The following is a 26,634-nucleotide window of genomic DNA, read 5'->3' as shown; positions in this document are numbered from 1 at the left end:
AGACGGAAATTAGAGGATCGAATCTTTACTGAAAGCTCTTTTCGCATTCGCTGGTTTACATGGAACACCGTTTTACAATAAAAAATCCGAACTGATTCGAAATCTATCAGAAGAAATTTGAATCATCGTTCGGATTATTCTTTACCTTAATACTTTTGCTTCGACCTCTTACGGTAATATTTAATTCAGATAGTCCTGCGGGTTTTTTAGTGCTCCGTTTTTATAAACTTCAAAGTGCAGGTGAACACCGGTTGAATTACCAGTAGAACCCATCACACCGATTTTGCTGCCTTTCTCTACCGTTTCTCCGGAGCTGACATTGATAGATGACAGGTGCGCATAAACGGTTCTCATCCCATTGTTATGATTGATAACTATTTTATTTCCATAACCGCCGTTATTATAGCCAGCTGAGACGACAGTTCCATTATCCGCAGCCAATATAGAGCGGTCGCTCGGTCCTGCTATATCAATTCCCTTGTGTGTCGATCCCCAACGCTCACCGGCTTCGCTGGTTACATGGCCGCCAAGGGTTGGCCGGTGCAGTTCACCTGTGCCGCGTGACGGGATGACTTTAGTGCCTTTGACGACGATTTTCTTTCTTGGTTTTTTGGTGGTTTTTTCATTCACGGTTTCTTTATTTGTGATCGTACCATTTTTTAGTTCAAGGTTATAACGGACTTCTTTCTGACCTTTCTCTCCTTCTTGCTTCACTTCTTTGTCACCTTTGTACAGGTCATCTGATGTCGTCACTTTTGTTTTATAGTTAATTGTTTCTTCTTTTAATTCTTTCTTCTTTACAATAACATCGACAAATGGCTTGTAGTCCTTCACATGGACTTCCTGACCGATTTGCAGGACTGAATCTTTTTTCAGGTTATCATTTAAATCAAGTATGTCGTTAACGGATAAATCGTGTTTATCAGCTATATCAATAAGTACTTCGCCTTCACTGACTTTGTGCACTTTATCTTCCAGTTTTCCTTTTTCAAGCTTCTTTAACCCCTGCTTTTTAGTCATAACATCCGACGGAGCCACTGCTTGTCTGGAAAACGTCACATCTTCCGACAACGTGACATCTGTTACAAGGGAGTCACCCACTTCGAGCGATGTATTGCTGATTTCTTTAGCTGAGAGCTCGTTAAGCACGTCTTCATCTATGTATTTTGCTTTATACTTCTTCAAGACATTTTCAGCAGCTTTCCTATCTTTAAAATACCCAATGGATTTGCCGGCTATTTTCAGTTCGACCGCTTCCACTTTTACCGACAGAGTATCGTTCAGCTGCTTTTTGACGTTGCGGTTATTGTAACCCGGGTTGAAGACACGTTCCGAAATAAATGAGACTTCTTCACCAATTGTCATGGACACCCCGTCATGGTCTTTTTCTTTTTCAGTGACTTTGGCATCTATCACATTCTTAACAACAGCTTTATCATCTATTTTACCGATATGTTCGTTATCGACATAAACATGATAAACCTCTTTCAAATTATCATCTGCATAGGCTGTGGTTACTGTCAGCAAAAGTCCAATGCATACTGCCAGGCCGATTTTCCTCAGTATACCCGACAGTCTCTTAGGGCCTTCTGGCGTTTTTATATGTTCCTGATGCAAGACTGTCCCCCCTCATGACCTCATATGTCTCTATTTAATCTTTCTCGATTGCACGTAACAATCTACCATAGTTTTTTTCGGTAAAAAACGGGGATCGACCAGATGTAATGCAATTGTATAATCGCATGAAATTTTATCCTTTCATGGGGGGGAACAGGCTATTGATTGCATTATTTTGACATTTTATTTATCAAATTTCCTTTGTTTTTACATCTATGTTACAAGCCTTTTAACGGCTACTGGCTTATGAATAGCTGCCAAAGTAAAAGCCCCCGCCTATAGCCTGGCAGGGGCCTCTTTGTTGTCTAGCTGTATACACTTCTGACAATATTTGTCTGTGTGCGATCCGGTCCAACCGAAAAGATTGATAGACCAATTTCAGTTAGCTGTGAAATCCGCTCAAGGTAATGACGGGCATTTTCCGGGAGTTCATGGATGCTTGTCACGTTCGTTATATCGTCATTCCAACCGGGCATTTCCTCATAAACGGGCTCGCACTCTGCCAGCTTGTTTAAGTTTGCCGGGAATTCATGGATGATTTCACCTTTATACTTGTAGGCCACACAAATTTTCAGTCTTTCAATGCCGGTTAAAACGTCCAGTGAATTGATCGACAAATCGGTAATACCGCTCACCCGCTGGGCATGACGGACAACGACACTGTCAAACCAGCCGACACGGCGCGGGCGACCTGTTGTCGTCCCATACTCATTGCCGGTTTCACGGATCTGTTCTCCGACCTCATCATGTAGCTCAGTTGGGAACGGTCCGTCTCCAACACGTGTTGTATAAGCCTTTGATACACCCACAACGTGATTGATTTTCGACGGGCCGACACCCGAACCGATGGTGACACCGCCAGCGATTGGATTGGAGGAGGTGACGAATGGATATGTCCCCTGGTCAATATCGAGCATAACGCCCTGTGCGCCTTCAAACAATACCCGGCGTCCGCCGTCAAGCGCCTCATTTAAAACAACCGATGTATCACACACGTATTCAGCCATTTGCTGTCCGTATTCATAATACTCGTCCAGAATATCCTCAATTTCAATCGGGTCCACTTCATAAACTTTCTCAAATAAACGGTTCTTTTCCCGCAAATTTTGTTCAAGTTTCGTGCGGAATGTTTCTTTATCAAGTAAATCCGCAACCCGGATACCGCTTCTGGCCGCTTTATCCATGTAAGCAGGGCCGATTCCTTTTTTCGTTGTTCCGAGCTTGTTGTCGCCTTTATCTTCTTCCTGGAGTTTATCCAGCTTTAAGTGATACGGCAAAATAACATGTGCCCGGTTACTGATACGCAGATTGTCAGTTGAAATATTGCGGTCATGCAAATATTTGATTTCCTCTGCAAATGCTTTTGGATCAATTACCATACCATTTCCAAGTACACACGTTTTATCGCCGAAAAAAATACCAGATGGGATTAAGTGCAATTTATATGTCGCATTATCAAATTTAATCGTGTGACCTGCGTTGTTCCCGCCCTGATAACGTGCCACAACTTCAGCATTCTGTGATAAAAAATCTGTAATTTTCCCTTTGCCTTCATCGCCCCATTGCGTTCCTACCACTACCACTGAGGACATAGATAGTGCACCTCCATGTATATTAACATTTGCTTTTTCCTTATTAACAGCGTTAGTTTATCAATAAATACAGCTGGTGTCAAAAATAAAAGCGAATAATAGACCAAATTCACACGATAATGTTCGTATTATTGGCAGTTAAATCTGTGTCGGAGGTATAATAAAATTCTTTTAAAATCTGAAAACCAGCATCAACAGAGCCAAAAAGAAAAAAGCAGCTTCCTCTTTTGAAGCTGCTTAAGCCTGAACAGGCACTGGCGGTACATCACTGTCCGAATAACGATGATCCAGATCGACAAATTTATTGTATTCTTTTACAAATGCCAGCTCGACATTGCCTACCGGTCCATTACGCTGTTTGGAAATGATGATTTCAATAATATTTTGCTTTTCTGATTCCTGGTCATAGTAATCATCACGATATAAGAATCCGACAATATCAGCATCCTGCTCAATACTTCCGGACTCACGCAAGTCCGACATCATCGGGCGTTTATCCTGCCTTGCCTCAACACCACGGGACAGCTGTGACAAAGCGATCAGCGGCACATTCAGTTCACGTGCGAGAGCTTTAAGGGCCCGGGATATTTCTGAAACTTCCTGCTGTCTGTTTTCCCGGGAATTGCCGCTTCCCTGGATAAGCTGCAAATAGTCGATCAGAATCATGCCAAGACCGTGCTCCTGTTTTAATCGCCGGCACTTTGACCGGATCTCACTGACACGAACACCGGGGGAGTCATCGATATAAATCCCCGCATTAGACAGACTGCCCATCGCCATTGTCAATTTGCTCCAGTCATCAGGTTCAAGCTCTCCTGTCCTCAACCGCTGGGCATCAATATTGCCTTCCGCACAGAGCATACGCGAAACCAGCTGATCAGCTCCCATTTCCAGACTGAAAATCGCCACGTTTTCGTCAGTATTTATGGAAACATTTTGAGCAATATTCAAGGCAAAAGCTGTTTTACCAACCGACGGGCGTGCTGCAATAATAATTAAATCGTTGCGCTGGAACCCCGACGTAATTTGGTCCAGATCACGATAACCAGTTGGTATTCCGGTCACATCGCCATCATGATGGTGAAGCTGTTCAATATTATCGTAAACATCAATCAAAACGTCTTTAATCGCCTTAAATGCTCCGGTATTTTTTTGACCTGAGACTTCGAGAATATTCTTCTCCGCTTCATTTAAAACTTCTTCCACATTATCTTCATTGGAAAAGCCTGACGTCACAATGTCTGTTGCTGTCCTAATCAGCCGTCGGAGTACTGCCTTTTCTTCAACAATTTTACTGTAGTAGGCAATATTTGCTGCTGTTGGGACGCTGCCGGCTAAATCCGATAAATATGCAACCCCGCCGACCTCGTCCAGTTTTTTCTCGTTGGACAGTGATGTTGTCACCGTCACCAGATCAATCGGTTCGCCTTTATCCACCAGTTTCAGCATCGTATCAAATATGCGCTGATGACTGGCCCGGTAAAAATCATCGGGCATTAACCGTTCTGCGGCAGAAGAAAGTGAGTCGGGCTCCAAAAAGATAGCACCAATTACAGCCTGTTCGGCCTCGATATTATGCGGTGGTGTGCGATCATTCCAAAGTTCACTCATTGTCGTCCCCCCTCATGGAGAGATTCTTCAAAGGTATTGGAAAAGCCATGCCCTTTATTTCTCCACAACATGAACTTTAATGGTCCCAGTAACTTCCGGATGCAGCTTCACAGGCACATTCGTGTAGCCAAGTGTACGGATCGGGTTATCCAATTCGATTTTTCGTTTGTCGATTTTGTAGTCATAATCCTGTTTCAGCACATCTGCTATATGCTTTGATGTGATGGACCCGAACAACCGGCCGCTATCGCCTGACTTTGCTGAAATCTCAACTGTCGCATCAGCGAGTTCGTTTTTCAGAAGTTCCGCTTCTTTCTTCTCTTCATCCGCTTGCTGCTGCTCTTTTTTCTTCTTTGCTTCTAAAGCTTTCATATTACCTTGTGTCGCTTCTACAGCCAGGTTATTTTTCAGCAGGTAGTTTCGGGCGTAACCATCTGAAACATTTCTCACATCACCTTTTTTACCTTTTCCTTTGACATCTTGCTTGAATATGACTTTCATTCGGTTTCCCCTCCAGTAAAATATTCCTCTAATATATCTTTCAGCAATGCTTCCGAATCTTCAATTGTTGTATCTTCAATTTGCGTGGCGGCATTTGTTAAGTGGCCACCTCCGTTCATTTTTTCCATGATAACCTGCACATTCACATCACCAAGTGATCGGGCACTTATTCCGATTCGCCCATCTTTTCGCTCAGAAATGACAAATGATGCATTAATACCGCTCATCGTCAGCAAGGTGTCCGCTGCCTGAGCGATCAGTACACCACCATAGGATTCACCGGGCTGCCCTTTAGATATGGCAACTGTATCATGATATATTTCTGCTCGTTCAATCAATTTGCTTCGTTTAATATAAATATCCAGGTCTTCCTTCATGAATCGCTGCACCAGCACTGTATCTGCACCTTTTGAGCGAAGATAAGAAGCAGCATCGAATGTTCGCGATCCTGTTCTCAGTGTAAAGCTTTTTGTATCGACAATGATCCCTGCCAGCAATGCTGTTGCTTCCAGCATTTTCAGCTTTAAATTATTCGGCTGGTATTCAAGCAGTTCTGTCACCAATTCTGCCGTCGACGATGCATATGGTTCCATATAAACAAGGGTTGGGTCATCAACGAATTCCTCTGCACGGCGGTGATGGTCAATCACGACTTTATATTCTGCCCTGTTTAACAATCTCTCATTGGCAACCATGCTTGGCTTATGTGTGTCCACAACCACAATGAGACTTCTGCTGGTGACCAGGGCTTCCGATTCTTCCGGTTCAATGAAGTGCTGCCACAGCTCTTCTTCTTCCTTCAGTTCTTCAACCAGCCTGTAGACACCCGTATCAACATCATCCGGGTCAAGGACAATGTAGCCTTCCACATTATTGGCTTTAACGATATTTAAGATACCGATTGCCGCACCAATTGAATCCATGTCGGGTGACTTATGTCCCATGACAATGACATTATCGCTTCCCTGAACCAGATCCTTCAGGGCATGGGAAATAACACGTGCCCTGACCCGTGTGCGTTTTTCCATCGGATTGGTGCGCCCGCCGTAGAATCGGACTTTACCAGCATCATCTTTAATGACAACCTGATCACCACCGCGTCCAAGCCCTAAATCTAAGCTTGACTGGGCCATTTCACCAAGATCAGGCAGCGTGCTGTCCCCCACCCCTATTCCAATACTCAATGTAATTGGTATATTCTGTTCGGCATTTAGCTCGCGTACTTCATCCAGAATGTCGAATTTCGATTTTTCCAGCTGGTCAAGCGTTTCCTTTGTTAAGACTGCCAGAAACCGATCTTGGGACGTACGTTTCAGATAAATGCCATAATCATTCGACCAACTATTCAGGACAGAGGTTACTTTGGAGTTTAATTGACTCTTCAGTGTGTCATCCATGTTTTGTGTGATTTCTTCATAGTTATCGAGAAATATGATGGCAATGACGGCTTTCTCGTTAACGTAACGTGACTGAATGTCGGATTGTACGGTACGGTCTGACAAATACAAAAGGCGCTCGTTTTTTTTGATGGAAATCTGAAAGTGATAGCCTTCCAGATCAAGCCATATTTCATTATCGTTCTCTTTAACTTTGGATACAAGATCATCCGAGAGCATATTGAGCGATTTCCCAACGAGCGTCTCATTTTCTGTCAAATGGTTCATATAAGGATTAGCCCATTCAATATTATAGTCTTCATCAAATAATATAATCCCGATCGGCATTTCCAGCAGCGCTTCTTCACCGACACGTTTTACGCGATGGGAGAGCGTTGCAATATACTTTTCTGTATCCTTTCGTCTTTTTTTTTCTGCATAAATGCTAAAGTACAATGATGCACCAAGCAAAAGGGTTAAAACCAGACCGATTGTCCAGTGAAAAAACCAAATAAAGCCAAGCAGTATGACAGATAGTGAATAAACCACCCACAGGTGACTGCTTAATAGTCGCTTTCTTTGAAAATCCTGCATATCATCAGCTCCTACCTGAACTCCCGCTCACTTTTTATCATTGGAAATGCGATCTCTCAAGGAAAAGCCTATATCAATTATACCCAATAGACGCACAAGGTAAAGGAGGAAAAATGGCAAAAATACCGTCAGTGCAACACTTGCAATCGGCAATGCTTTCGACATCTGTTTGACATAGGCATAATAGAAGATAAACGAAAACCCTTGTAATGTCATTAAGATCCCAACAAGCATCAAAACATTATTAACGGCGAGGTAAACCATGCCGTCCTCGTTAAGACCAAAAAATGTCATGATCAGTGAAAAGAAGTAAATCCAAATCAATGAAACTGGCATACGCAGCATTCGAAACGGCGGAAATTGCAACTGTTTATTATCGATTCGGCTGATCACCTTGTAACTTATCCATTGACTGATAAATGCAAGTAGCAACCCCGCAATCGCTATGAGCACAGGCAAAAGATCCGTAAGCATACCAAATTGTTCGGTTAACATGTCCATCTGCTCTTCAGATAGCTCTTCAATGCCTATTTGATTCATGACGTCCTGGCTCATTGTAATCGATTGTTCAATCATGTTATTCATTTCATTTACCAAATTGACCTGAAATACATATTGGCTAAAAATAAATATAAACACTAAGCCAATAACAAATCCAATTGTTCCGCGCGCCAATGTTTCATATGCAGAAAGCCTATGATAAATAGCACTCCCAATCATAATTCCGCCGAGTCCCATTAATATCGGGAGAGGCAAGGAAAAAATGGAAGTAAGCAATGCCGATAGAATAGAAGTAGCTATCAGCATAACAATCGATGGTTTCCAGTCATATCTGGAAGCAAATAAAATAAAAGGGACGGGCAGCAAAAACGTAGCGATTAATGTGATAATAGGAACAAATGTCGCAATCAGCATTAATATCATAAATATCGCTGTTAGTAGTGCGCCGTCTGTCAGCTGTCTTGATTGGTTCATCGATTGCACCCTCTTAATTCATCTAAATTGATTGCGTTAATTTTAATCTTACCCATGCAGGGTTATCACCTCATTGTTATATGATAACATGATTTCTGCAGCATTTGGTATCAGAAATAACATAAAGTGAAACTTCGATCAGTGGAACGCTTTTTTCCACTGATTGTTAGTTAAACAGAATCGGGCATTTATGGACAGTTAGCCGACGTTCCTTAGCCGGTTACTGCCCATTACATACGGGACAAGCTCAATATTTCCCGGGAAATAATTTCGGGAAATATGTCGAAGATTAGAATTCAGAGAATATTCATAGTCAATTTATGTTATTAATGGTATTTTTATTATAGGTACGTAATGACATTTGAGGTAGATTTGGTGTTAATCTTCCTCTATCACCAGACATTTTATGATAACATAACCGGAGATGAAAAGTGTGAAATTTTGGCGTACGTTCATAAATAGTCTTAAATTGCCCAACAGGCAGGCAATATTTGCGCTAAACCGGATCGGCATGGACATAGCAGTCCTGTACTTGTTTGGCCTTCTGCTGCTTGCCTCCGTTCCATCATTGATGGAGCAACTGACAACAGGCGCCGGTACAGGGGTTAATTGGCTTTTATTGTCCATTTACTTTTTTATATTTTATTACCTGCCATTGAATATTGTTATATTTTTGCTCGTCTCGCTGATCGCCTATATTGGGGCGGGTATTGCCAAACTGCTAAAACGGAAACTTAAATTTCCAACTTTATGGAAACTCGTTGTTTATACAACGACAATTCCATTGTTGCTGTATACAATATTAGCATTCTTCATCCCGATTAATGAAGTGCTGACAGGTTTATTTATCCTGTATACATTTCTATTCATGATCAAAATCATCACTGTTTTTCCAAAGCGGAGAAAACAAAAATAGGAGTCTTATTATGCGGAAATTCATGTTTGCTTTTGTCATTATCAGCATCACATTTTTTGCAGGCTGTTCAGGTGGGGAACAATCCGACGACGATACTAAATTACTGGTAGCAGCCGCATCCAGCTTATCCGAAACACTTTCCGAACTAAAAAATGCCTTTGAATCAGAGCATCAGAATATCACATTAACACTAAATTACGGCGCGTCAGGCAAGCTTTCCCAGCAAATTCAGTCAGGCGCCCCGGTCGATGTATTCCTTTCGGCCAGTCAACAATGGATGGACAGACTTGCTCAGAAGGAAGCGATTACTGCTGATACACGAACTAATTTTGCCCAAAATACCCTTGTCCTGGTGTCAAGCCGGAATAAATCCATCTCTGCCAGTCAATTGAGTGATTTACCGGACTTGGAAGTGGGCCAAATAGCAATTGGCAACCCCGACAGTGTGCCGGCAGGTAATTATGCTAAACAGGCATTGACCGAAAGTGGCATTTGGGATGAATTTGAAAATAAGTTAATTTATACCAACAATGCTCAGCAGACACTTACATATGTAGAATCAGGAAATACAGATTTCGGTATTGTTTATAACAGTGACTTCAAGCGGTCTGATTTGGTTAAGAAAGTATTCGCGATTGATGGTTCACTTCATGAGCCAATTCATTACCCGGCAGCAGTTCCTGCAACAAGCACAGCAAAGGAAGATGCTCAGGAATTTATTCAGTTTCTGAAGTCAGATAAGGCCCAATCTATTTTACAGGAGAACGGATTTGAAGGCTAAAGGGGTAGGCATATGAACATGACTCCGTTAATATTATCACTAAAAACCGCCGGAACTGCAACGCTCATAGTATTTGTAACAGGTGTCTTTCTCGCCAGGATCATTACACGGAGCCGCTTTCCGGGTAAACGTCTGCTTGAATCAATATTGATGCTGCCGTTAGTACTGCCGCCCACTGTTGTCGGATTTGGACTCCTTTATTTATTCGGAAACAACGGCATCATTGGAAAATGGCTTTCGGAATGGTTTGGCGTTCAAATTGTTTTTACGTGGACAGGTGCTGTTATAGCGGCCATAGTCGTAGCCTTTCCACTTATGTACCAGAGCGCCGCCGCTTCTTTTCAAAGATACAACCGGAATATTGAAAATGCCGCACTGACAATGGGGGCCTCCAAATGGCGGGTGTTCTGGACAATTTCGTTTCCGCTTGCATGGCCGGGGTTATTGGCGGGTTTGGTTTTAACGTTTGCCAGAGCGCTAGGGGAATTCGGGGCAACACTCATGATTGCCGGCTATATTCCGAACAGGACGGAAACCATACCCCTGGCCATCTATTTTGCAGCTGAATCCGGCAATAATGAGGCAGCATTATTTTGGGTAATCAGTATTCTGATTATCGGCCTTAGTGCCATTTTATGGCTGAATTGGTGGAGCGAACGCAATATTTTGCGGTTTACAAGTGATAAATGACTGGCAGGGATTCTTCATGCTTTCAATTGATATACAGAAAAAATTAAAATCATACATGCTTGATGTCCAATTGCAAATAGACGGTGAAATCGCTGTTCTATTCGGTCCATCAGGAGCCGGGAAAACAACCATTCTTAATTGCATTGCCGGCCTCAATCAGCCTGATGCCGGCCAAATCACACTGAATGGACGACAGCTTTATCATGGCAAAGCGAAACATGTGCCCACACCTAAACGCCGAATCGGATACTTGTTTCAGGATTATGCTTTATTTCCGCACATGACAGTGAAGAAAAATATACGATACGGCGGCAGAGATGAGCGATTACTCAGTCGCCTTGTCAATATGATCGGTATTGACCATTTGCTTGACAACTACCCCCACCAAATATCCGGCGGTGAAAAACAGCGTGTCGCGCTAATACGTGCCTTAATGACAAAGCCTGAGGCGCTGCTTCTGGACGAGCCATTTTCCTCACTGGATTATGATACAAAGCTGGCATGTCAGCATGAATTACAACAGCTCCACGAATCATGGAATATACCGATCATTCTTGTTACACATGATAAAGAAGAGGCAGAAAAACTTGGTGATCAGCTACTGAAGATAGACAACGGGAAACGTGTTATTTAAAATCGCTCCAGGCAAAATTATCCTGTAATGGGCAGTAAGACCCCCACGTTAAAAAGTCGAGTATACAAGGAATTTTAAGACAAACCCCTTTATCAAGCTATTAAAAACCCGATTCACAAATGATGACGTGAATCGGGTTTTTAAATTATTCAGCCACGTATGGCAACAGTGCCATTTGACGGGCACGTTTGATTGCTTTTGTCAGTTTACGCTGATATTTTGCAGATGTTCCAGTTACACGGCGAGGAAGGATTTTCCCACGCTCGGAGATGAACTTTCTCAAAAGATCAACATCTTTGTAATCGATGTGTGTAATACCGTTCGCTTTGAAATAACACACTTTACGACGTCTTGAGCGACCACGACGAGCCATTTCGTAACCCTCCTTTTATGTTAAACGCTGTTAATTTATAACACAGCTTTTAGAATGGTAAATCATCGTCTGATATATCAATAGGTTCTCCATTGTCTTTAAATGGATTATCGCTATTTTGATTTGGCTGGTTCTGATTTTGGTTCTGGTTTGGCGGGAATCCTGATGGCTGCTGATCTCTGTTCTGTGAAGCTCCTTTTGATTCCAAGAACTGAACGCTATCCGCTACTACTTCGGTTACAAAGACGGTGTTTCCGTCCCGTCCTTCAAATGTACGTGACTGCAACCGGCCGTCGACACCAACCATGCTGCCTTTTTTCATGTAGCTTGCCAGGTTTTCAGCGGCTCTCCGCCATACAACACAGTTAATGAAATCGGCATCCCGATTTCCTTGCTGGTTTGAAAAAGGGCGGTTGACTGCCAATGTAAAATTAGCTACAGCAACGCCATTCGGTGTATATCGTAAATCAGGATCCTTCGTTAATCTGCCAACTAATACGACACGATTTAACATCAGAACCACTCCCTGTTTTATTGATCATCTTCTCGAACTGCCATACTGCGGATTATATCATCAGTGAACTTTGCCTGACGGTCGAACTCATTGATTGCAGTTTCGTCACCGCTGAAGTGAATGACAACATAATAGCCATCACGATAGTCGTTGATTTCATATGCAAGGCGTCGCTTGCCCATTTCATCAACTTTTTCGATTTCCGCACCGTTATCTTTTAACACGTTGGTGAAACGCTCAATTAAGCTTGTCTGCGCTTCTTCCTCCATGTCCGGGCGGATGATGTACATGATTTCGTATTTTCTCATCCGTTACACCTCCTTTTGGTCTTAGCGGCCCTTTTCCCTCCGAAAAGAGCAAGGAGTAATATAGACTTCATTACTCACAATGGTGTATTATATCAAAAAACACCTAAAAAAACAAGCATTCGAGAGATCCTGATTCAGATATATACATTGATGCGTTTACGTCGCCACAGTTGACATACACTTCTGCTGCTTCGTTCATTAAATTCTTTGAGGAAACATAGCCATCGTTTAAACATTAAACCGGAAATGGATGACATCTCCATCTTGTACGATGTATTCTTTACCTTCCAGACGAACCCTGCCGTTATCACGTGCTTTAGACATGGTTCCGGCTTCCATCAGATCTTCATAGGAAACCGTCTCCGCCCGAATAAAACCGCGTTCAAAGTCCGTGTGGATGATACCGGCTGCCTGAGGTGCTTTAATGCCTTTAGGGAATGTCCATGCGCGTACTTCGGGTTCACCCGCCGTAAAATAAGTTCCCAGCCCCAATAAGTTGTACGAAGCTTTAATCAGCTGGTCAAGACCGGCTTCTGCTATTCCTAAATCATCGAGGAACATTTCCTTCTCTTCCGCATCCAATTCAGCAACTTCCTCTTCAATTTTAGCGCAGACAACAATCACTTCAGCATTTTCATTAGCAGCATATTCTCTTACCCGCTGCACAGCTTCGTTGGCCTCCGGATCTGCCACATCATCTTCGCTTACGTTCGCAGCATATAACGCCGGCTTGCTCGTCAGCAGATGGAGACCCTTCACCAGTTTCCACTGATCTTCGGAAAATTCTAGAGCACGGACAGGCAGTTCTGCTTCCAGCCCTTCTTTCAGTTTTTCGAGCAGGTTATATTCCGCTACAGCTTCTTTTTCCTTCTGTCTGGCCATTTTTTCGACCCGCTGCAAACGCTTATTAACCGTTTCGAGGTCTGCCAGAATAAGTTCAAGATTAATCGTTTCGATATCATCGACCGGGTCAATTTTGCCCGAAACATGCGTGATGTTATCATTCTGAAAACAGCGGACTACCTGAACAATGGCATCCACCTGGCGAATATGGGATAAAAACTGGTTGCCCAGCCCCTCGCCTTTACTCGCTCCTTTTACAATCCCTGCTATATCTGTAAATTCAAATGTTGTTGGAACTGTTTTTTTCGGTTTAACTAATTCACTTAGTTTATTTAAGCGGTTATCAGGAACTTCCACTATCCCCACATTCGGATCAATTGTGGCAAACGGATAGTTCGCCGCCTCTGCACCAGCTTGTGTGATAGCATTAAACAGTGTTGATTTGCCAACATTAGGAAGTCCGACAATTCCTGCTGTCAAAGACATTTAACTTTCACTCCTTAAGGATTCCATTCATATGAACGTGTCAGTCATAACAATTATAGATACAAGCCGTTAAAATGACAAGTCATGGAAATGCAAAAATAAGCATTCAAAGATGCTTATTTTTACCGGGTACTTCGTTAAAATTTATATTTATATCCATCGCGTCCAATAAAATAAACAATTATGGAGGATAAACAGAATTTCGGACAATTTTTAACAACACATATAACGGGCAATCATCCTCAAAATGAAGGATAACAGCCCGCAAATGTCCAATTCTGTTCAACTTTACACTTCTTCCGACCGTTCAAGCACCTTTTTCATTTTTTTTGCGAATTCTTTGCGTGGAATCATCACACTATGATTGCATCCCATACATTTGATCCGGATATCCATACCCATGCGGATAATTTTCCACCGGTTTTCGCCGCATGGATGCGGTTTTTTCATTTGAACAATATCATTTAAACCGAATGCCTTGTCTGCCATATCCTTTCTCCTTCCTTACATTTCCCGCTCTGGGTCAATCTGCAGTGATTCCGGCTCCTGATTTCGTGAATACATGATAAGACGTGGCGCAGGAATCTGAATACCTTCTTTATAAAGGACTTCTTTAATCTCTTTCCGGATATTTCTGGCACCCTTCCATTGATAGGAAGGCAATGTTTCCGCAATCACCCGAAGAACAAAGTGGGACGTGTCCAATACTTCGACACCGAAAATCTCTGGCACCTTAACGATTTCTTCATATTGATCAGGAAGTGTCTTTATAACGTCCCCAATAATTTCTTCTGCAGCCGCAACATCATTCTCATATGGAACATTGACATCAACTATGGCAAGTCCATTATGAATCGAATAATTGGTCACCTGGGTCACGTTTCCATTCGGAAGGACATGCTGCTCACCTGTCCAGCTTTCAATCTTGGTGGTACGCATGCCAATCTCCTCAACAAACCCTTCCACACCTGCCGTGAAAATGTAATCACCGACCGAAAATTGGTCCTCAAATATAATAAAGAAACCTGAAATAACATCCCGAACCAGATTCTGTGCACCAAAACCAATGGCGAGACCTGCGACACCGGCACCTGCCAGCAAAGCACCAATATCAAAGCCGAATGCGTCATCCAAAATCATGATAAATGCAATAAAATAGACGGTATATTTCATTGAATTTTGGATCAGCTTCTTGATCGTAACTTCACGTCTTTCCGTAATACGTAATGGCCCCCGGGATCTGCTTTCAAAAACCCGGCCAATGACCTTGTTTCCGACCCGGACGATAACCAGGGCAATTACCAGGATGGCAATTGCTTTTAATAATGCTTTACCAATGTCCATCCAAAGGCTCGTGCCAGTTACAACAGCCCAAAGATCAACGAGCCAATCACTTACAAAGTCCACGATAATACCTCCGACAACTCAATATATAAGTAGATTTTACAATATCCATCCCATTATGAAAAGAGAAGTGATATCATACATGCCTGTTTTCTCTTCTATTCCACAGTGGATAAAGCAGTAATCGTGTTAATACATATAAATTTAAAATACCGTATATCGGATAGATATAGTTGATCAGTGCCGAAAACCCAACTGTCGTCAAGGGAACCATCGGAATGATGACTACTACAGCTAACACCCATACAGGGGCATTCCAGCGGCTTTGGATTCTTGAAACAATCCCCAGTACCCCCGATGCAGCTGTTGTGAAAATAGCAAACCATAATAGGATGGACATAAAAATAAGGATTTCAACCGGATAGTACTTTAAAATGGCAAATAATGGAATTTCATATAATAACAGTTCATCAGCGATTTGAATGAGACTGTTGTTATAAATAAATGAAATGGTACCTAATATTACTCCACTGCCAATTGCCGCGACATATATTTCCTGTTTCGATTTAACTTTATTGCCAATCGCCCCCAGAACAGCAATCAGCGGCAGTATATTCAACGCTGTGAACGGAAAAGCAGCCGTCCAATTCCGTTGTTCATACAGATGGGACCAGACATTCAGCCCCTGGTCATTAATAAATAACAATAAAATATAGAGCAGCCCGCCAATTAATAATGGCAGTACAATTTGATTCATAGCCAGAAAACCATTAATGTCCCTTAAAAATAAGGCTATTAAACCGGCTGTCATAACAAATACTCCCCACCAGTAGGACAAATCAAATGCTTGTCCAGTGGCACCGCTCCCTGCAATCATAACAACCGTTGTCGTTGTTAAATACAAAAATATCATGACATCATATACTTTTGTCAGCTTGTCTCCCACAATATCGCGAAGTACCGGTAAGTAGTCACTTGAATTTTTTTGATAGCTTACATGCATAATGACATAGCAGCATATTGAAAAAAATATGGCAAATAACAGGATAGCCAGTCCACTTTCATAGCCGAAAAATTGCCATAGTTCTCTTCCGGAGGCGTAACCGGCACCAATTGTTGTCCCGATGATTAAAAACATCCATTTCAGACCTGCTCGCAACATCGCTTCTCCTCCATTAGGTTTATCATGTATAGTTTGATAATTTTTTCCGTATACTAATACCAATATGTTTGTGGAGGAAAAGCTATGAATCTAATGAACCGTTTCATCACAAAAAAAGAAAAACTGCAGCTGAATTATATGAACCCGGATCTGCTCGATAAAATGAATGAACGTATTATTTCCTGGCTTCCGGAAATGCCCAAAGAATATGTTGTGGTATGTGTCGGTACAGACCGGTCGACAGGGGACGCCCTTGGACCTTTAACAGGGTCTTATCTGTCAGAGCTAAAACCAAAGCACTTACATGTTTACGGCACTTTACCTGAACCCGTCCATGCCACAAATATGCCGGATTACATACAGCATATTCATAAACAGCACCAAAATGGCTTTATAATTGCGGTAGATGCTTCACTGGGGAAAGCAACATCAGTTGGCAGTATTATTGCTGATGTCGGCTCATTAAACCCAGGAGCAGCTCTAAACAAAAATCTCCCTGCCATTGGAGATATTCATATGACCGGTGTCGTTAATATCAGCGGATTCATGGAATTCACTACTTTGCAGAACACACGCCTTTCCCTTGTCGTCGATATGGCAAAGCGTATTGCTGCTCTACTGGAAACTATCGATCAGCAATTAACCTACACGACATCATTTCCAGCAGTCGTTTTACTCGAAAGACAACAGCCCTTGGGAGAAGAAATGTAAAAACCCCTGCCCGTTACGGCAGAGGTTTTCAACCATTCGTGTTGGATATTTCTGTTGCCTTGTAGTCCGCTGCTAAAACAACAGGGATCGTCCCGTTTTACGTTACCGTGAGGCGTACCTGCTTCTCCTGTTGGCTGGCCGAAGCTAATTCAAAAACTATAATCTCTATGAAAACAGTCTTCAATATTAAAACAACAAATAGACGAAATAGACAATTCCGACCGTAATGATCGCTGGCAATAAATTACCGACTTTTATTTGAGTAATTTTCAACAAGTTAAGGCCGATTGCCATAATTAATAAACCGCCGACTGCTGTCAATTCACCAATGAGCCCATTTAAAACGGATTCAGGTATCCATTGGTTGATTTGTGTCGCAAGCAAGGCTATCGATCCCTGATATAGGACAACCGGAATAACGGACAAAATAACACCAAAGCCGAGAGTTGTTGTCAACACAAGTGCAACAAAACCATCGATCACACCTTTTGTTATCAGTACTTCATGGTCCCCGCGCAGGCCTCCATCCAATGCACCGATAACTGACAGAGCACCGATCACGAACACGAGTGATGCTGTTATAAACCCCTGGGCAACACTAAAATTATCATTTGTTGTTGTAAATTTACTTCCTATCCAATCTCCTACCCGGTTAAGCATCTCTTCAAGTTGTATAAGTTCACCTATAATAGCACCCGTCAACAAACTTAATAATACAACAATAATCGCTTCTGTCTGCAGGGCCATTTGTAGGCCGATTAAGATAACCGCCAGCCCGATGCCATGCATGACGGTTTCTTTATATCGCTCCGGTATATTCGTAAAAAATAATCCAAGCAGACTTCCTGCGATAATACATATCCCATTAACTATTGTTCCGAATAAAACCATTAACCCAACTCCAATTTCTTATCTTACAGAGAACGATAAGAATCTACTATTTCTTGTACCGCCTGCAAGAAATGTTCAGTCTCCTCTTCCGTATTATAGAGACCAAGACTTGCCCTGACGACGCCCTGATCAGCTGTGTTTAACATTTCGTGTGTCAGCGGGCTGCAATGAAGCCCTGAACGGACAGCTATATCATAATGTGAATCAAGAACCATCGCTATCTCCTGTGAAGGAACATCTAAAACATTAAATGCCACAATTGGCATGCGATCAGCCTGTACTTCAGGACCATAGCATGTAACACCTTCAATCTGCTTCAGCCCTTTTAATACTTTCTGACTCAAAATTGTTTCACGTGGAACATCCCCCATATAACGCGTTTCGTATGATTGCATTGCGGCGAGTAGTCCTGCAATACCCGGCGTATTTAATGTTCCGCTTTCCAATTTTTCCGGCCACTGCGATGGCTGATCAGGACTTTCGGAATAGCTCCCGGTCCCACCGTGATTGATTGGATGCAAATCAATATCACCCTCAACTATTAGTAAGCCTGTCCCTTGAGGACCCAATAAGCCTTTGTGTCCAGGCATAGCCATCATGTCGAACCCCATTTCCTTCATATGCAGTGTTTTATGCCCGGCTGTCTGTGAGGCATCGACAAGTAATGGTGTGTCGTGTTGTTTGCCAATTGATGCAATTTTTTCAACAGGGATAACAGCTCCGGTTACGTTGGATGCATGTGTTATCGCAATTAACTTCGTCTCGGGTCTAATCGATTGCCAAAGCCGATGTACAAAATCTGATTCCTCTCCGCTCCAAGATATATATGTAACACTCACACCATATTGCTTTTTAATACTTTCCAGTGGCCTGCGTATCGAATTATGCTCAAAGGTTGTTGCAATAACATGGTCTCCCTTGTACCATGACAGTCCTTTAATTGCCTGGTTTAAGGCAGCTGTTGCATTTTGATAGAACAATACCTTTTTAGGATCACTACAACCGAAGATCCGGGAGGCTGTTTCCCTTGTCTTTGATATAATACTTGATGCTTCATTAGCCAGTTTATGACTCCCTCTCCCAGGATTGGCACCTATCTCATTCAATGCATAGAGCATCGCTTCCCCCACTTCCGGCGGTTTCGGGTGGGAGGATGCCGCCTGATCTAAATAGATCATGTTTAACCTCCTTCTATAAAACAGAGTATCGATATGTAAAGAAAAAGACTGACTTTCTTATTACTGAGTCAGTCTTTCCTTCCATTACTTGTCAAAGGTTTCCAATATCCGTTCAAGGTCTTCATTTGAATAAAATTCTATCTCGATTTTTCCTTTACGTTTTCCCTTATTAATGGAAACCGCTGTACCTAACCGATCACGTAATACAGATTCACGTTCCTGCAGAAAAATATCTTTTTTCGGTTTTTCCTTTTTCTTTTTCGGTTTCTCATTCATGTGCACAATTAACTGTTCAACCTGGCGTACATTTAGTTTTTCATGTCTTATTTTATTAACCAGCGGAATGATTTTATCTTTATCTTTTACGCCAAGCAGTGCTCGTCCATGCCCCATTGACAGCTCACCATTGTTAATATAGGCTACCACTTGATCCGGCAGCGACAGCAAGCGCACAATATTGGCAATATGTGACCGACTTTTGCCTAATCGCTTCGACAATTCATCCTGTGTGATGCCAAGTTCATCCATTAAGTTTTGATAAGCGTGTGCTTCTTCGATCGCAGTTAAGTCCTCACGCTGCAGGTTTTCCAGCAGAGCAACTTCCATCATTTTGTCATCTGATAAATCTTTGACAACTGCAGGCAATGTTCTTAATTCAGCTTCTTTAGCAGCGCGAAAACGCCGTTCACCAACAATGATTTCGTACCCTTTGATGCTTTTACGCACAATTAACGGCTGTATAATGCCATATTCCAGAATTGAATCCTTTAATTCCTCGATAGCATCTGCATGAAAGGTCTTTCTAGGCTGATAAGGATTTGGACGACATTCATCTACTGGAATTTCCTGAATGACATCATCAGTCTCCTCTTCAAGCTCAGGCGGGAAAAACGCATTAATTCCTTTACCCAACCCTTTCGCCATTACTGACCACTTCCTTTGCTAATTCAAGATATACTTCAGCACCTTTGGATTTAGGGTCGTATTTGAGAATCGGCTCCCCATGACTTGGTGCTTCTCCTAAGCGGACATTTCTTGGGATGACTGACTGATAAACTTTATCCTGAAAGTATTTTTTCACTTCTTCAATTACCTGAATACCTAGGTTTGTCCGTGCATCAAGCATTGTCAGCAAAACGCCCTCAATCATCAACGTTTTATTCAAATGTTTTTGCACTAATCGGATCGTATTTAATAACTGGCTCAACCCTTCCAATGCATAGTACTCACATTGGACAGGAATCAGTACGGTATCCGATGATGTGAGGGCATTAATAGTAAGCAGCCCTAAAGACGGTGGGCAATCAATAATAATATAATCATATTGCTCTTTAAGGTCTTCCAATGCCTTTTTCAGTCGAATTTCACGAGAAATAGTAGAAACAAGTTCAATTTCAGCGCCTGAAAGTTGAATAGTGGCAGGTATAATATCTAAATTTTCAACTTGTGTCGGTACACAAACCTCTTCGGCAGGCAGATCTTCCACCAGAACATTATAAATACACTGATCCATATCAGCTTTACTGATGCCTAAACCACTTGTCGCATTCCCTTGTGGATCGGTATCGACAACGAGCACTTTATGTTTCAACTGTGCAAGACCTGCACTCAAGTTTACTGCTGATGTAGTTTTTCCAACGCCACCCTTTTGATTTGCAATGGCCATTATTTTTCCCATGCTGTCACCTACCTAACATCTATAGTTATTATTCTATCACTTTTTTCAGATAAGCGCCTATTAAAATGATATTTAATTTAAAACATTAGCTGTTTTAGAGGAGTTTATCTTTAGTCAACATTATAGATTTAAAAACCACTCATCTTATATTTCTGCTAAGATGAATGGTGTTTTAGTGTATATAATGGAAGATATTAATGCTTTTTAGGTATTTTAATCGTTATTTGATAGAAATCATCAAGTTCCTCTTCATCCGACTCAACGTCGATCCCCGTGTCAGAAACCATATCCAGCGATTGCCGGATTGTATTCATAGCAATCCGTATATCTTTATTGACACCTTTACGTTTAGGACGTTTTTTCGCCGGTTTTTCATTAGGTTGATTCATTTTCTCAATCTGTTCTTCAGTCTGTTTTACGTTGAGATCTTTATCCAGGATTTTCTCAAGCATTTCTACCTGTTTTTCCGGATCGCTTATTTTGATTAATGCCCGCGCATGCCTTTCGGTTATTTGTTTATCCAATACTGCGGTTTGTACTTGTTCAGGAAGCTTTAATAGCCTTAATTTGTTGGCAATGGTTGACTGGTTTTTCCCCAATCGCTGTGCTAATGCTTCTTGTGTCAAATCGTGCAGTTCCAGCAGTTTTGCATAGGCACTCGCTTCTTCAATCACTGTTAATTCTTCGCGCTGTAGATTCTCAATTAAAGCAACAGAAGCAATTTCAGTGTCTGTCATGGTGCGAATGATTGCGGGGATTTTTCCCCACTCTAATGTCTGTGCCGCGCGCCATCTGCGCTCACCAGCAATTAGCTCATATTTATCTTCATCCTCCAGCTTTCGGACCACTATCGGCTGAATCATACCGTGGGTCAGAATCGTTTGCGCCAACTCGCTTATTTTCTCTTCATTGAATACAGCTCTCGGCTGGTACCTATTTGCCTCTATTTTTTCAATCGAAATCTCGGTTACCTCATCCGGATGGTAGTTTTCTTCCTCTGACTCTTCGGATTCATTTTTATTGCCCATGCCAAAAATTCGGTTTAACGGCCTTACCACCACCTAACACCACCTTTGCAATCATGTTCTTTTACTCACTACTCGCTTAATTTCTTTTAAAATAGCAATCTATAAACTATCCACAGAAAGAAATATGTCCACGTAACTAAAAATTGTTCCACGTGAAACAATTAGTAAAATCTATTATTTCATAAGGGAAAATTTACCCTGTATGTAACTAGCTTTAATATCCCCACTTTAAAATGATGAGGTGAAACCAAAGTGGATAAGCTGGGGGATTCAACTGCCTGTAAATGCCCGATTCGGTTCAACTAACATTCAGTGGGGATAAAGCGCACACTGAATGCAGTTTCACTTTATCTCTTAAAATATCTATTAATTCGTCAAATCTTATCCTCATTTTATCATATATATTTCGGAATGAGTATGAAATCACCATATAAACTTTTGGGTTAACATACAGGAGAGGTTAAGTGATTGGACTTTTGTTTGGCAAGCCCGGTTTTCTCGGATACTTTTTTGGTGTCTTCCGTTTTTTATGTATAGAAACAATAGAGCGTTCACTGTCTTCCTCAGGTAATTGAAATATATGGATTTCATCCAGTTCACCACCTAATACGTCCACAGCATTTTGACCATCATTTAATTCATCGTTAGCCTGCGACCCCTTCATCGCAATAAACATTCCATTTTTCTTTGTAAGCGGCAAACATAATTCGCTTAATACAGACATACGGGCAACAGCCCGGGAAATGACAATATCAAACGATTCCCTGAATTGCTTGTCTTTTCCAAAATTTTCGGCCCGGTCATGATAAAACGCCACTTTTTCAAGACCCAGATATGCTGCCAATTGATTTAAGAAATTTATCCGTTTTTGTAATGAATCGACAATCGTTACATTTATGTCGGGAAAGCATATTTTAAGTGGGATACTGGGGAACCCTGCCCCAGCACCCACATCACAAATAACCAAATTTCCCGTGAAGTCATGATAAAACGCAGCAGAAATAGAATCATAAAAGTGTTTCAAATATACATCTTCTTCCTCAGTTAAAGCGGTCAGATTTATTTTTTCATTCCACTCCACCAGAATCTGAAAATAATCAGCAAATTGCTCTTTTTGTTTCTCATTCAATTCGATCCCCTGTTCATACAATGCATGCACAAATTGTTCTGGTTTCATGAACGTTTGCTCCTTAAATGGCTAATTGGCTGTACGGGCAACTTTGCCTTGTTCGATATAAACAAGCAGAATCGACACATCTGACGGGTTAACCCCTGATATGCGTGATGCCTGACCAACAGACAGCGGACGCACTTTTTTGAGTTTCTCTTTTGCTTCAAAGGCAATTCCGTCAATATCATCGTAATCAATGTTATCCGGAATCTTCTTGTTTTCCATTTTAAGCATACGGTCTACTTGTTCATTTGCCTTTTTAATATAGCCCTCGTATTTGATCTGTATTCCAACCTGTTCTTTGACAATAGCCGGCAAATTATCATCTTTTTCGATGACACCTTCTAACATTTCATACGTTACTTCCGGCCGTTTCAGCATATCATAAGCTTTAACGGCTTCTTTTAGTGGCGAGCCGTTTGCATTTTTCAGCATCTCCTGAACAGGTTCTTCCGGTTTTACGGTTATTTTGCTGAGACGCTTTTTCTCCTGTTCGACAAGTCGCTGCTTTTCAACAAATTGATTATAACGTTCTTCGTTAATCAAGCCATAGTCATGGCCGATTTCAGTTAAACGCAGATCAGCATTGTCATGGCGCAATAACAGACGATATTCGGCTCTCGATGTCAGAAGGCGGTATGGCTCTTTGGTTCCTTTCGTAACAAGGTCATCAATCAAAACACCAATATACGCACGGGACCGGTCAAGAATTAATGGCTCTTTGCCGACAACTTTTGCACCGGCATTAATACCGGCCATAATTCCTTGTGCTGCTGCTTCTTCATAACCTGATGTGCCGTTAATTTGCCCGGCCGTAAACAGCCCTGGAATATCTTTTACTTCCATTGTCGGCCATAGTTGGGTCGGAACAATCGCATCATATTCGATAGCATATCCGCCACGCATAATTTCAGCGTTTTCCAATCCTGGCACCGTTTTGACCATATCATGCTGAATATCTTCAGGGAGTGATGTTGACAGTCCCTGAACATATACCTCTTCAGTATCTCTGCCCTCAGGCTCAAGAAAGACCTGGTGGCGCGGCTTATCATTAAATCGTACAATCTTATCTTCAATCGATGGGCAGTACCGCGGGCCCGTTCCGCGTTTCATACCGGAATACATCGCGGATGATGACAAATTATCGTTAATCAACTGGTGCGTAAATTCATTCGTATACGTGAGCCAGCATGGAATCTGATTCATAATATATTCTGTCGTTTCATATGAAAAACTTTGTGGTTTTTCATCGCCCGGCTGGATTTCTGTCTTGGAATAATCGATTGAATGACTGTTAACGCGCGGTGGTGTACCTGTTTTAAATCGCGTGATCTCCAGGCCAAGCCCCTCAAGATTTTCCGAAAGTTTGATGGATGCGCGCTGATTGTTTGGGCCGCTTTCATATTCGAGATCTCCCATCAGCACTTTACCGCGCATGAATGTACCAGTCGTCACAATGACATTATCAGCATAGTAAGCTGCTTTTGTCTCAGTAATGACCCCTTTACATTCTCCATCTTCCATGATCAATTCATTGACCATGCCTTGCCTAAGTGTTAGATTTTCCTGATTTTCAAGAACATGTTTCATTTCTTTGATATAAAGCGGTTTATCCGCCTGTGCCCGCAGCGCCTGCACAGCGGGACCTTTCCGGGTATTGAGCATACGCATCTGGATGTACGTTTTATCAATAACCTTCGCCATCACACCACCCAATGCGTCGACTTCACGAACAACAATACCCTTAGCAGGGCCACCAAGTGACGGGTTGCACGGCATAAAAGCAACCATATCCAAGTTAAGTGTCAGCATTAATGTTTTCGCGCCCATTTTTGCTGCCGCAATACCTGCTTCCACACCAGCATGACCCGCACCAATAACAATTACATCATATCGTCCGGCATCATATACCATCGTTTTCACCCTTTCTGTTTTTGTGATATATCATTAAAATTGTCTTCAAATAATTTAAGATAGACTGCAGTTTTGCCTAAACCTGTTAATTGCGCTTCCCTTGAAAACAATAGTCTTTTATTATTAAAAACTGCAAAAGACGCTAAACCATTCTTACTTTCCTAAGCAAAATTGTGAAAATAACTGATCAATTAAGCTGTCACTGGCCGTATCGCCTATGATTTCACCCAAAAACTCCCATGTGCGGGTAACATCAATCTGGACAATATCAAGCGGCATTTCCATATCAAGGCTGCTCATAGCATCTTCCAATGCCTGCTTGGCCTGTTTCAACAATTGAATATGGCGGATATTGGAGACATACGTCATGTCACCTGTATCAATATCACCGGCAAAGAATGTTTCGGAAATGGCTGATTCCAATTCATCAATTCCTTCCTCCTTAATTAAGGAAGCGTTTATGACCGGCTTATTTTCGGCGAACTCGTTTACTTTTTCCAAATCAAGTTTCTGATCCAAATCCGTTTTATTGATCATTACAATATAGTCCAATCCCTGGACCGCTTCAAAAAGCTTCTTATCCTCTTCAGTCAGTTCTTCATTATAATTTAAAACAAATAAAATAAGATCTGATTCTTCCAGCACTTTCCGTGAACGATCAACGCCAATTTTTTCAACGATATCTTCTGTCTCCCGAATTCCGGCGGTATCTACCAGCCTCAGCGGCACACCACGGACATTGACATACTCTTCAATGATATCACGGGTCGTCCCGGGAACTTCGGTCACAATCGCTTTACTTTCCTGAACCAGTGTGTTCATTAAGGAAGATTTGCCCACATTCGGTCGTCCGATGATCGCAGTGGACAGTCCTTCACGCAATATTTTCCCCTGTTTGGCAACTTCAAGCAAATGTTCAATTTCGGCATGCACTTCTTTTGATTTCGTACGCATCATCTCATGCGACATTTCCTCAACATCGTCATATTCCGGATAATCGATATTCACTTCAACATGTGCCACTGTTTCAATTAGTTGCTGTCTGAGCCGACCGATCAGTTGTGAAAGCCGTCCATCCATCTGCTTCAACGCAACTGACATGGCTTTATCCGTTTTTGACCGGATCAAATCCATTACCGCTTCTGCCTGTGACAAATCGATTCGACCATGCAAAAAAGCACGCTTGGTAAACTCGCCCGGTTCTGCAATCCGCACACCTTGTTCAAGAATAGTTTCAAGCACACGGTTCACGGCTACCATACCGCCGTGACAATTAATTTCAACCACGTCTTCGCGTGTAAAAGTCTTTGGTGCCCGCATGATCGTGACCATCACTTCTTCAGCAACCTCATTTGTTTCGGGATCAATGATTTTGCCGTAATGGATGGTATGCGAATCAGCATCGTGCAGATTTTTTCCCTCAAACAATTTCGCCGTAACCGGGATTGCTGCCGAACCGCTCAGACGGACAATCGAAATCGCCCCTTCACCAACGGGGGTTGATATTGCTGTAATCGTATCTGTCTCCATTCATCTCACCTCCACCATACATTGAATTATATCCCGTCTTAACGGGACAGTAAGAACCTCACTTCTTAACTTTGGGAAAACCAAGAAAGACAATTGAGGGTTCTACTGCCCATAAAGGCCCGATACGTTCAACTAACATTCAGATGGAGAAAAGCACCCCACTGAATGAAGTTTCACTTTATATATTTAAAGCATTTATTATTTCTGTCACTAATG

The 26,634-nt window shown here is 42.0% G+C and carries 26 protein-coding genes; 5 read left to right on the top strand and 21 right to left on the bottom strand.

What is annotated here, in order from left to right:
- Positions 1-180: 180 nt before the first annotated feature.
- From ON01_RS12040 to ON01_RS12015, 6 genes are all read right to left on the bottom strand, one after another.
- Positions 181-1,617 (bottom strand): M23 family metallopeptidase, encoded by a 1,437-nt coding sequence (locus ON01_RS12040; protein ID WP_010531298.1) that lies wholly within the window; start codon positions 1,615-1,617, stop codon positions 181-183.
- A gap of 305 nt (positions 1,618-1,922) precedes the next feature.
- Positions 1,923-3,209 (bottom strand): adenylosuccinate synthase, encoded by a 1,287-nt coding sequence (locus tag ON01_RS12035; RefSeq protein ID WP_010531297.1) that lies wholly within the window; start codon positions 3,207-3,209, stop codon positions 1,923-1,925.
- 237 nt (positions 3,210-3,446) lie between these two features.
- Entirely contained in the window at positions 3,447-4,820 is a 1,374-nt protein-coding gene (gene dnaB / locus ON01_RS12030; protein ID WP_010531296.1) for a replicative DNA helicase, read from the bottom strand.
- Positions 4,821-4,874: 54 nt separating this feature from the next.
- A complete protein-coding gene (gene rplI, locus ON01_RS12025) occupies positions 4,875-5,321 on the bottom strand; it encodes a 50S ribosomal protein L9 (protein WP_010531295.1) in 447 nt (148 codons plus the stop codon).
- Positions 5,318-7,291 (bottom strand): DHH family phosphoesterase, encoded by a 1,974-nt coding sequence (locus ON01_RS12020; RefSeq protein WP_010531294.1) that lies wholly within the window; start codon positions 7,289-7,291, stop codon positions 5,318-5,320. The genes rplI and ON01_RS12020 overlap by 4 nt, the downstream gene beginning before the upstream one ends.
- 27 nt (positions 7,292-7,318) lie before the next feature.
- A complete protein-coding gene (locus tag ON01_RS12015; protein ID WP_010531293.1) occupies positions 7,319-8,266 on the bottom strand; it encodes a YybS family protein in 948 nt (315 codons plus the stop codon).
- A gap of 433 nt (positions 8,267-8,699) precedes the next feature.
- Between ON01_RS12015 and ON01_RS12010 the strand changes: the two genes are divergently transcribed.
- The 4 genes from ON01_RS12010 to ON01_RS11995 are packed head-to-tail and all read left to right on the top strand — an operon-like array spanning position 8,700 to position 11,287.
- Positions 8,700-9,182, top strand: coding sequence for a DUF1189 family protein (locus ON01_RS12010; protein ID WP_010531292.1), 483 nt, complete (start codon positions 8,700-8,702; stop codon positions 9,180-9,182).
- 10 nt (positions 9,183-9,192) lie between these two features.
- A complete protein-coding gene (gene modA, locus ON01_RS12005) occupies positions 9,193-9,963 on the top strand; it encodes a molybdate ABC transporter substrate-binding protein (protein ID WP_010531291.1) in 771 nt (256 codons plus the stop codon).
- Positions 9,964-9,975: 12 nt separating this feature from the next.
- Complete coding sequence (gene modB, locus ON01_RS12000; protein WP_010531290.1) at positions 9,976-10,653, top strand: molybdate ABC transporter permease subunit; 678 nt, start codon at positions 9,976-9,978, stop codon at positions 10,651-10,653.
- Positions 10,654-10,669: 16 nt separating this feature from the next.
- Entirely contained in the window at positions 10,670-11,287 is a 618-nt protein-coding gene (locus ON01_RS11995) for an ATP-binding cassette domain-containing protein (protein ID WP_010531289.1), read from the top strand.
- 145 nt (positions 11,288-11,432) lie between these two features.
- On the opposite strand, the gene rpsR is transcribed toward ON01_RS11995, so the two are convergent.
- The 7 genes from rpsR to ON01_RS11960 all read right to left on the bottom strand — a co-directional run bounded on the left by rpsR (position 11,433) and on the right by ON01_RS11960 (position 16,317).
- Positions 11,433-11,660, bottom strand: coding sequence for a 30S ribosomal protein S18 (gene rpsR, locus ON01_RS11990; protein ID WP_010531288.1), 228 nt, complete (start codon positions 11,658-11,660; stop codon positions 11,433-11,435).
- Between the two features lie 49 nt (positions 11,661-11,709).
- Complete coding sequence (gene ssb, locus ON01_RS11985; protein WP_010531287.1) at positions 11,710-12,174, bottom strand: single-stranded DNA-binding protein; 465 nt, start codon at positions 12,172-12,174, stop codon at positions 11,710-11,712.
- Between the two features lie 17 nt (positions 12,175-12,191).
- Positions 12,192-12,482, bottom strand: a complete 291-nt coding sequence (rpsF, locus tag ON01_RS11980) for a 30S ribosomal protein S6 (RefSeq protein ID WP_010531286.1) — start codon at positions 12,480-12,482, stop codon at positions 12,192-12,194.
- Positions 12,483-12,710: 228 nt separating this feature from the next.
- On the bottom strand, positions 12,711-13,811 hold the full coding sequence (ychF, locus tag ON01_RS11975) for a redox-regulated ATPase YchF (protein ID WP_010531285.1): 1,101 nt from the start codon (positions 13,809-13,811) through the stop codon (positions 12,711-12,713).
- Positions 13,812-14,099: 288 nt separating this feature from the next.
- The gene (locus ON01_RS11970; RefSeq protein ID WP_010531284.1) at positions 14,100-14,300 is read right to left on the bottom strand and encodes a DUF951 domain-containing protein; all 201 of its coding nucleotides are present in this window, start codon (positions 14,298-14,300) and stop codon (positions 14,100-14,102) included.
- Positions 14,301-14,315: 15 nt separating this feature from the next.
- Positions 14,316-15,218, bottom strand: coding sequence for a mechanosensitive ion channel family protein (locus ON01_RS11965; protein ID WP_010531283.1), 903 nt, complete (start codon positions 15,216-15,218; stop codon positions 14,316-14,318).
- Between the two features lie 73 nt (positions 15,219-15,291).
- The gene (locus ON01_RS11960) at positions 15,292-16,317 is read right to left on the bottom strand and encodes a YkvI family membrane protein (protein WP_010531282.1); all 1,026 of its coding nucleotides are present in this window, start codon (positions 16,315-16,317) and stop codon (positions 15,292-15,294) included.
- Between the two features lie 84 nt (positions 16,318-16,401).
- Between ON01_RS11960 and yyaC the strand changes: the two genes are divergently transcribed.
- Positions 16,402-17,028, top strand: coding sequence for a spore protease YyaC (yyaC, locus tag ON01_RS11955; protein ID WP_010531281.1), 627 nt, complete (start codon positions 16,402-16,404; stop codon positions 17,026-17,028).
- Between the two features lie 186 nt (positions 17,029-17,214).
- Here the strand turns inward: yyaC and ON01_RS11950 are convergent, their stop codons facing one another.
- The 8 genes from ON01_RS11950 to mnmE all read right to left on the bottom strand — a co-directional run bounded on the left by ON01_RS11950 (position 17,215) and on the right by mnmE (position 26,418).
- Positions 17,215-17,919 carry a DUF554 domain-containing protein gene (locus ON01_RS11950; protein ID WP_010531280.1) on the bottom strand — a complete coding sequence of 235 codons (705 nt, stop codon included), beginning with the start codon at positions 17,917-17,919 and terminating at the stop codon, positions 17,215-17,217.
- Positions 17,920-17,942: 23 nt separating this feature from the next.
- The gene (locus tag ON01_RS11945; protein ID WP_010531279.1) at positions 17,943-19,097 is read right to left on the bottom strand and encodes an aminotransferase class V-fold PLP-dependent enzyme; all 1,155 of its coding nucleotides are present in this window, start codon (positions 19,095-19,097) and stop codon (positions 17,943-17,945) included.
- 84 nt (positions 19,098-19,181) lie between these two features.
- Positions 19,182-20,021 (bottom strand): ParB/RepB/Spo0J family partition protein, encoded by an 840-nt coding sequence (locus tag ON01_RS11940; RefSeq protein WP_010531278.1) that lies wholly within the window; start codon positions 20,019-20,021, stop codon positions 19,182-19,184.
- The gene (locus ON01_RS11935; protein ID WP_010531277.1) at positions 20,002-20,775 is read right to left on the bottom strand and encodes a ParA family protein; all 774 of its coding nucleotides are present in this window, start codon (positions 20,773-20,775) and stop codon (positions 20,002-20,004) included. Before ON01_RS11935 ends, ON01_RS11940 begins: the two co-directional genes overlap by 20 nt.
- 194 nt (positions 20,776-20,969) lie before the next feature.
- A complete protein-coding gene (gene noc, locus ON01_RS11930; RefSeq protein ID WP_010531276.1) occupies positions 20,970-21,833 on the bottom strand; it encodes a nucleoid occlusion protein in 864 nt (287 codons plus the stop codon).
- A gap of 430 nt (positions 21,834-22,263) precedes the next feature.
- Positions 22,264-22,980 (bottom strand): 16S rRNA (guanine(527)-N(7))-methyltransferase RsmG, encoded by a 717-nt coding sequence (gene rsmG / locus ON01_RS11925; protein WP_010531275.1) that lies wholly within the window; start codon positions 22,978-22,980, stop codon positions 22,264-22,266.
- Between the two features lie 21 nt (positions 22,981-23,001).
- Entirely contained in the window at positions 23,002-24,888 is a 1,887-nt protein-coding gene (gene mnmG / locus ON01_RS11920) for a tRNA uridine-5-carboxymethylaminomethyl(34) synthesis enzyme MnmG (RefSeq protein ID WP_010531274.1), read from the bottom strand.
- A 153-nt stretch (positions 24,889-25,041) separates the two neighbouring features.
- Positions 25,042-26,418, bottom strand: coding sequence for a tRNA uridine-5-carboxymethylaminomethyl(34) synthesis GTPase MnmE (mnmE, locus tag ON01_RS11915; RefSeq protein ID WP_010531273.1), 1,377 nt, complete (start codon positions 26,416-26,418; stop codon positions 25,042-25,044).
- Positions 26,419-26,634: the final 216 nt, after the last annotated feature.

Origin of the sequence: Lentibacillus jeotgali, assembly GCF_000224785.1 — a bacterium.
GTDB classification, from domain to species: domain Bacteria; phylum Bacillota; class Bacilli; order Bacillales; family Amphibacillaceae; genus Lentibacillus; species Lentibacillus jeotgali.
The sequence above is the reverse complement of the archived record's forward strand: the minus strand, read 5'-3'. Positions and strand labels throughout refer to the sequence as shown.

What these genes read in the sequence shown, in the direction of transcription:
- ON01_RS12035 (WP_010531297.1), bottom strand. Translation starts at nt 3,209, where the DNA reads ATGTCCTCAGTGGTAGTGGTAGGAACGCAATGGGGCGATGAAGGCAAA.
- dnaB (WP_010531296.1), bottom strand. Translation starts at nt 4,820, where the DNA reads ATGAGTGAACTTTGGAATGATCGCACACCACCGCATAATATCGAGGCC.
- rplI (WP_010531295.1), bottom strand. Translation starts at nt 5,321, where the DNA reads ATGAAAGTCATATTCAAGCAAGATGTCAAAGGAAAAGGTAAAAAAGGT.
- ON01_RS12020 (WP_010531294.1), bottom strand. Translation starts at nt 7,291, where the DNA reads ATGCAGGATTTTCAAAGAAAGCGACTATTAAGCAGTCACCTGTGGGTG.
- ON01_RS12015 (WP_010531293.1), bottom strand. Translation starts at nt 8,266, where the DNA reads ATGAACCAATCAAGACAGCTGACAGACGGCGCACTACTAACAGCGATA.
- modA (WP_010531291.1), top strand. Translation starts at nt 9,193, where the DNA reads ATGCGGAAATTCATGTTTGCTTTTGTCATTATCAGCATCACATTTTTT.
- modB (WP_010531290.1), top strand. Translation starts at nt 9,976, where the DNA reads ATGAACATGACTCCGTTAATATTATCACTAAAAACCGCCGGAACTGCA.
- ON01_RS11995 (WP_010531289.1), top strand. Translation starts at nt 10,670, where the DNA reads ATGCTTTCAATTGATATACAGAAAAAATTAAAATCATACATGCTTGAT.
- rpsR (WP_010531288.1), bottom strand. Translation starts at nt 11,660, where the DNA reads ATGGCTCGTCGTGGTCGCTCAAGACGTCGTAAAGTGTGTTATTTCAAA.
- ssb (WP_010531287.1), bottom strand. Translation starts at nt 12,174, where the DNA reads ATGTTAAATCGTGTCGTATTAGTTGGCAGATTAACGAAGGATCCTGAT.
- rpsF (WP_010531286.1), bottom strand. Translation starts at nt 12,482, where the DNA reads ATGAGAAAATACGAAATCATGTACATCATCCGCCCGGACATGGAGGAA.
- ychF (WP_010531285.1), bottom strand. Translation starts at nt 13,811, where the DNA reads ATGTCTTTGACAGCAGGAATTGTCGGACTTCCTAATGTTGGCAAATCA.
- ON01_RS11970 (WP_010531284.1), bottom strand. Translation starts at nt 14,300, where the DNA reads ATGGCAGACAAGGCATTCGGTTTAAATGATATTGTTCAAATGAAAAAA.
- ON01_RS11960 (WP_010531282.1), bottom strand. Translation starts at nt 16,317, where the DNA reads ATGTTGCGAGCAGGTCTGAAATGGATGTTTTTAATCATCGGGACAACA.
- yyaC (WP_010531281.1), top strand. Translation starts at nt 16,402, where the DNA reads ATGAATCTAATGAACCGTTTCATCACAAAAAAAGAAAAACTGCAGCTG.
- ON01_RS11950 (WP_010531280.1), bottom strand. Translation starts at nt 17,919, where the DNA reads ATGGTTTTATTCGGAACAATAGTTAATGGGATATGTATTATCGCAGGA.
- ON01_RS11945 (WP_010531279.1), bottom strand. Translation starts at nt 19,097, where the DNA reads ATGATCTATTTAGATCAGGCGGCATCCTCCCACCCGAAACCGCCGGAA.
- ON01_RS11940 (WP_010531278.1), bottom strand. Translation starts at nt 20,021, where the DNA reads ATGGCGAAAGGGTTGGGTAAAGGAATTAATGCGTTTTTCCCGCCTGAG.
- ON01_RS11935 (WP_010531277.1), bottom strand. Translation starts at nt 20,775, where the DNA reads ATGGGAAAAATAATGGCCATTGCAAATCAAAAGGGTGGCGTTGGAAAA.
- rsmG (WP_010531275.1), bottom strand. Translation starts at nt 22,980, where the DNA reads ATGAAACCAGAACAATTTGTGCATGCATTGTATGAACAGGGGATCGAA.
- mnmG (WP_010531274.1), bottom strand. Translation starts at nt 24,888, where the DNA reads ATGGTATATGATGCCGGACGATATGATGTAATTGTTATTGGTGCGGGT.
- mnmE (WP_010531273.1), bottom strand. Translation starts at nt 26,418, where the DNA reads ATGGAGACAGATACGATTACAGCAATATCAACCCCCGTTGGTGAAGGG.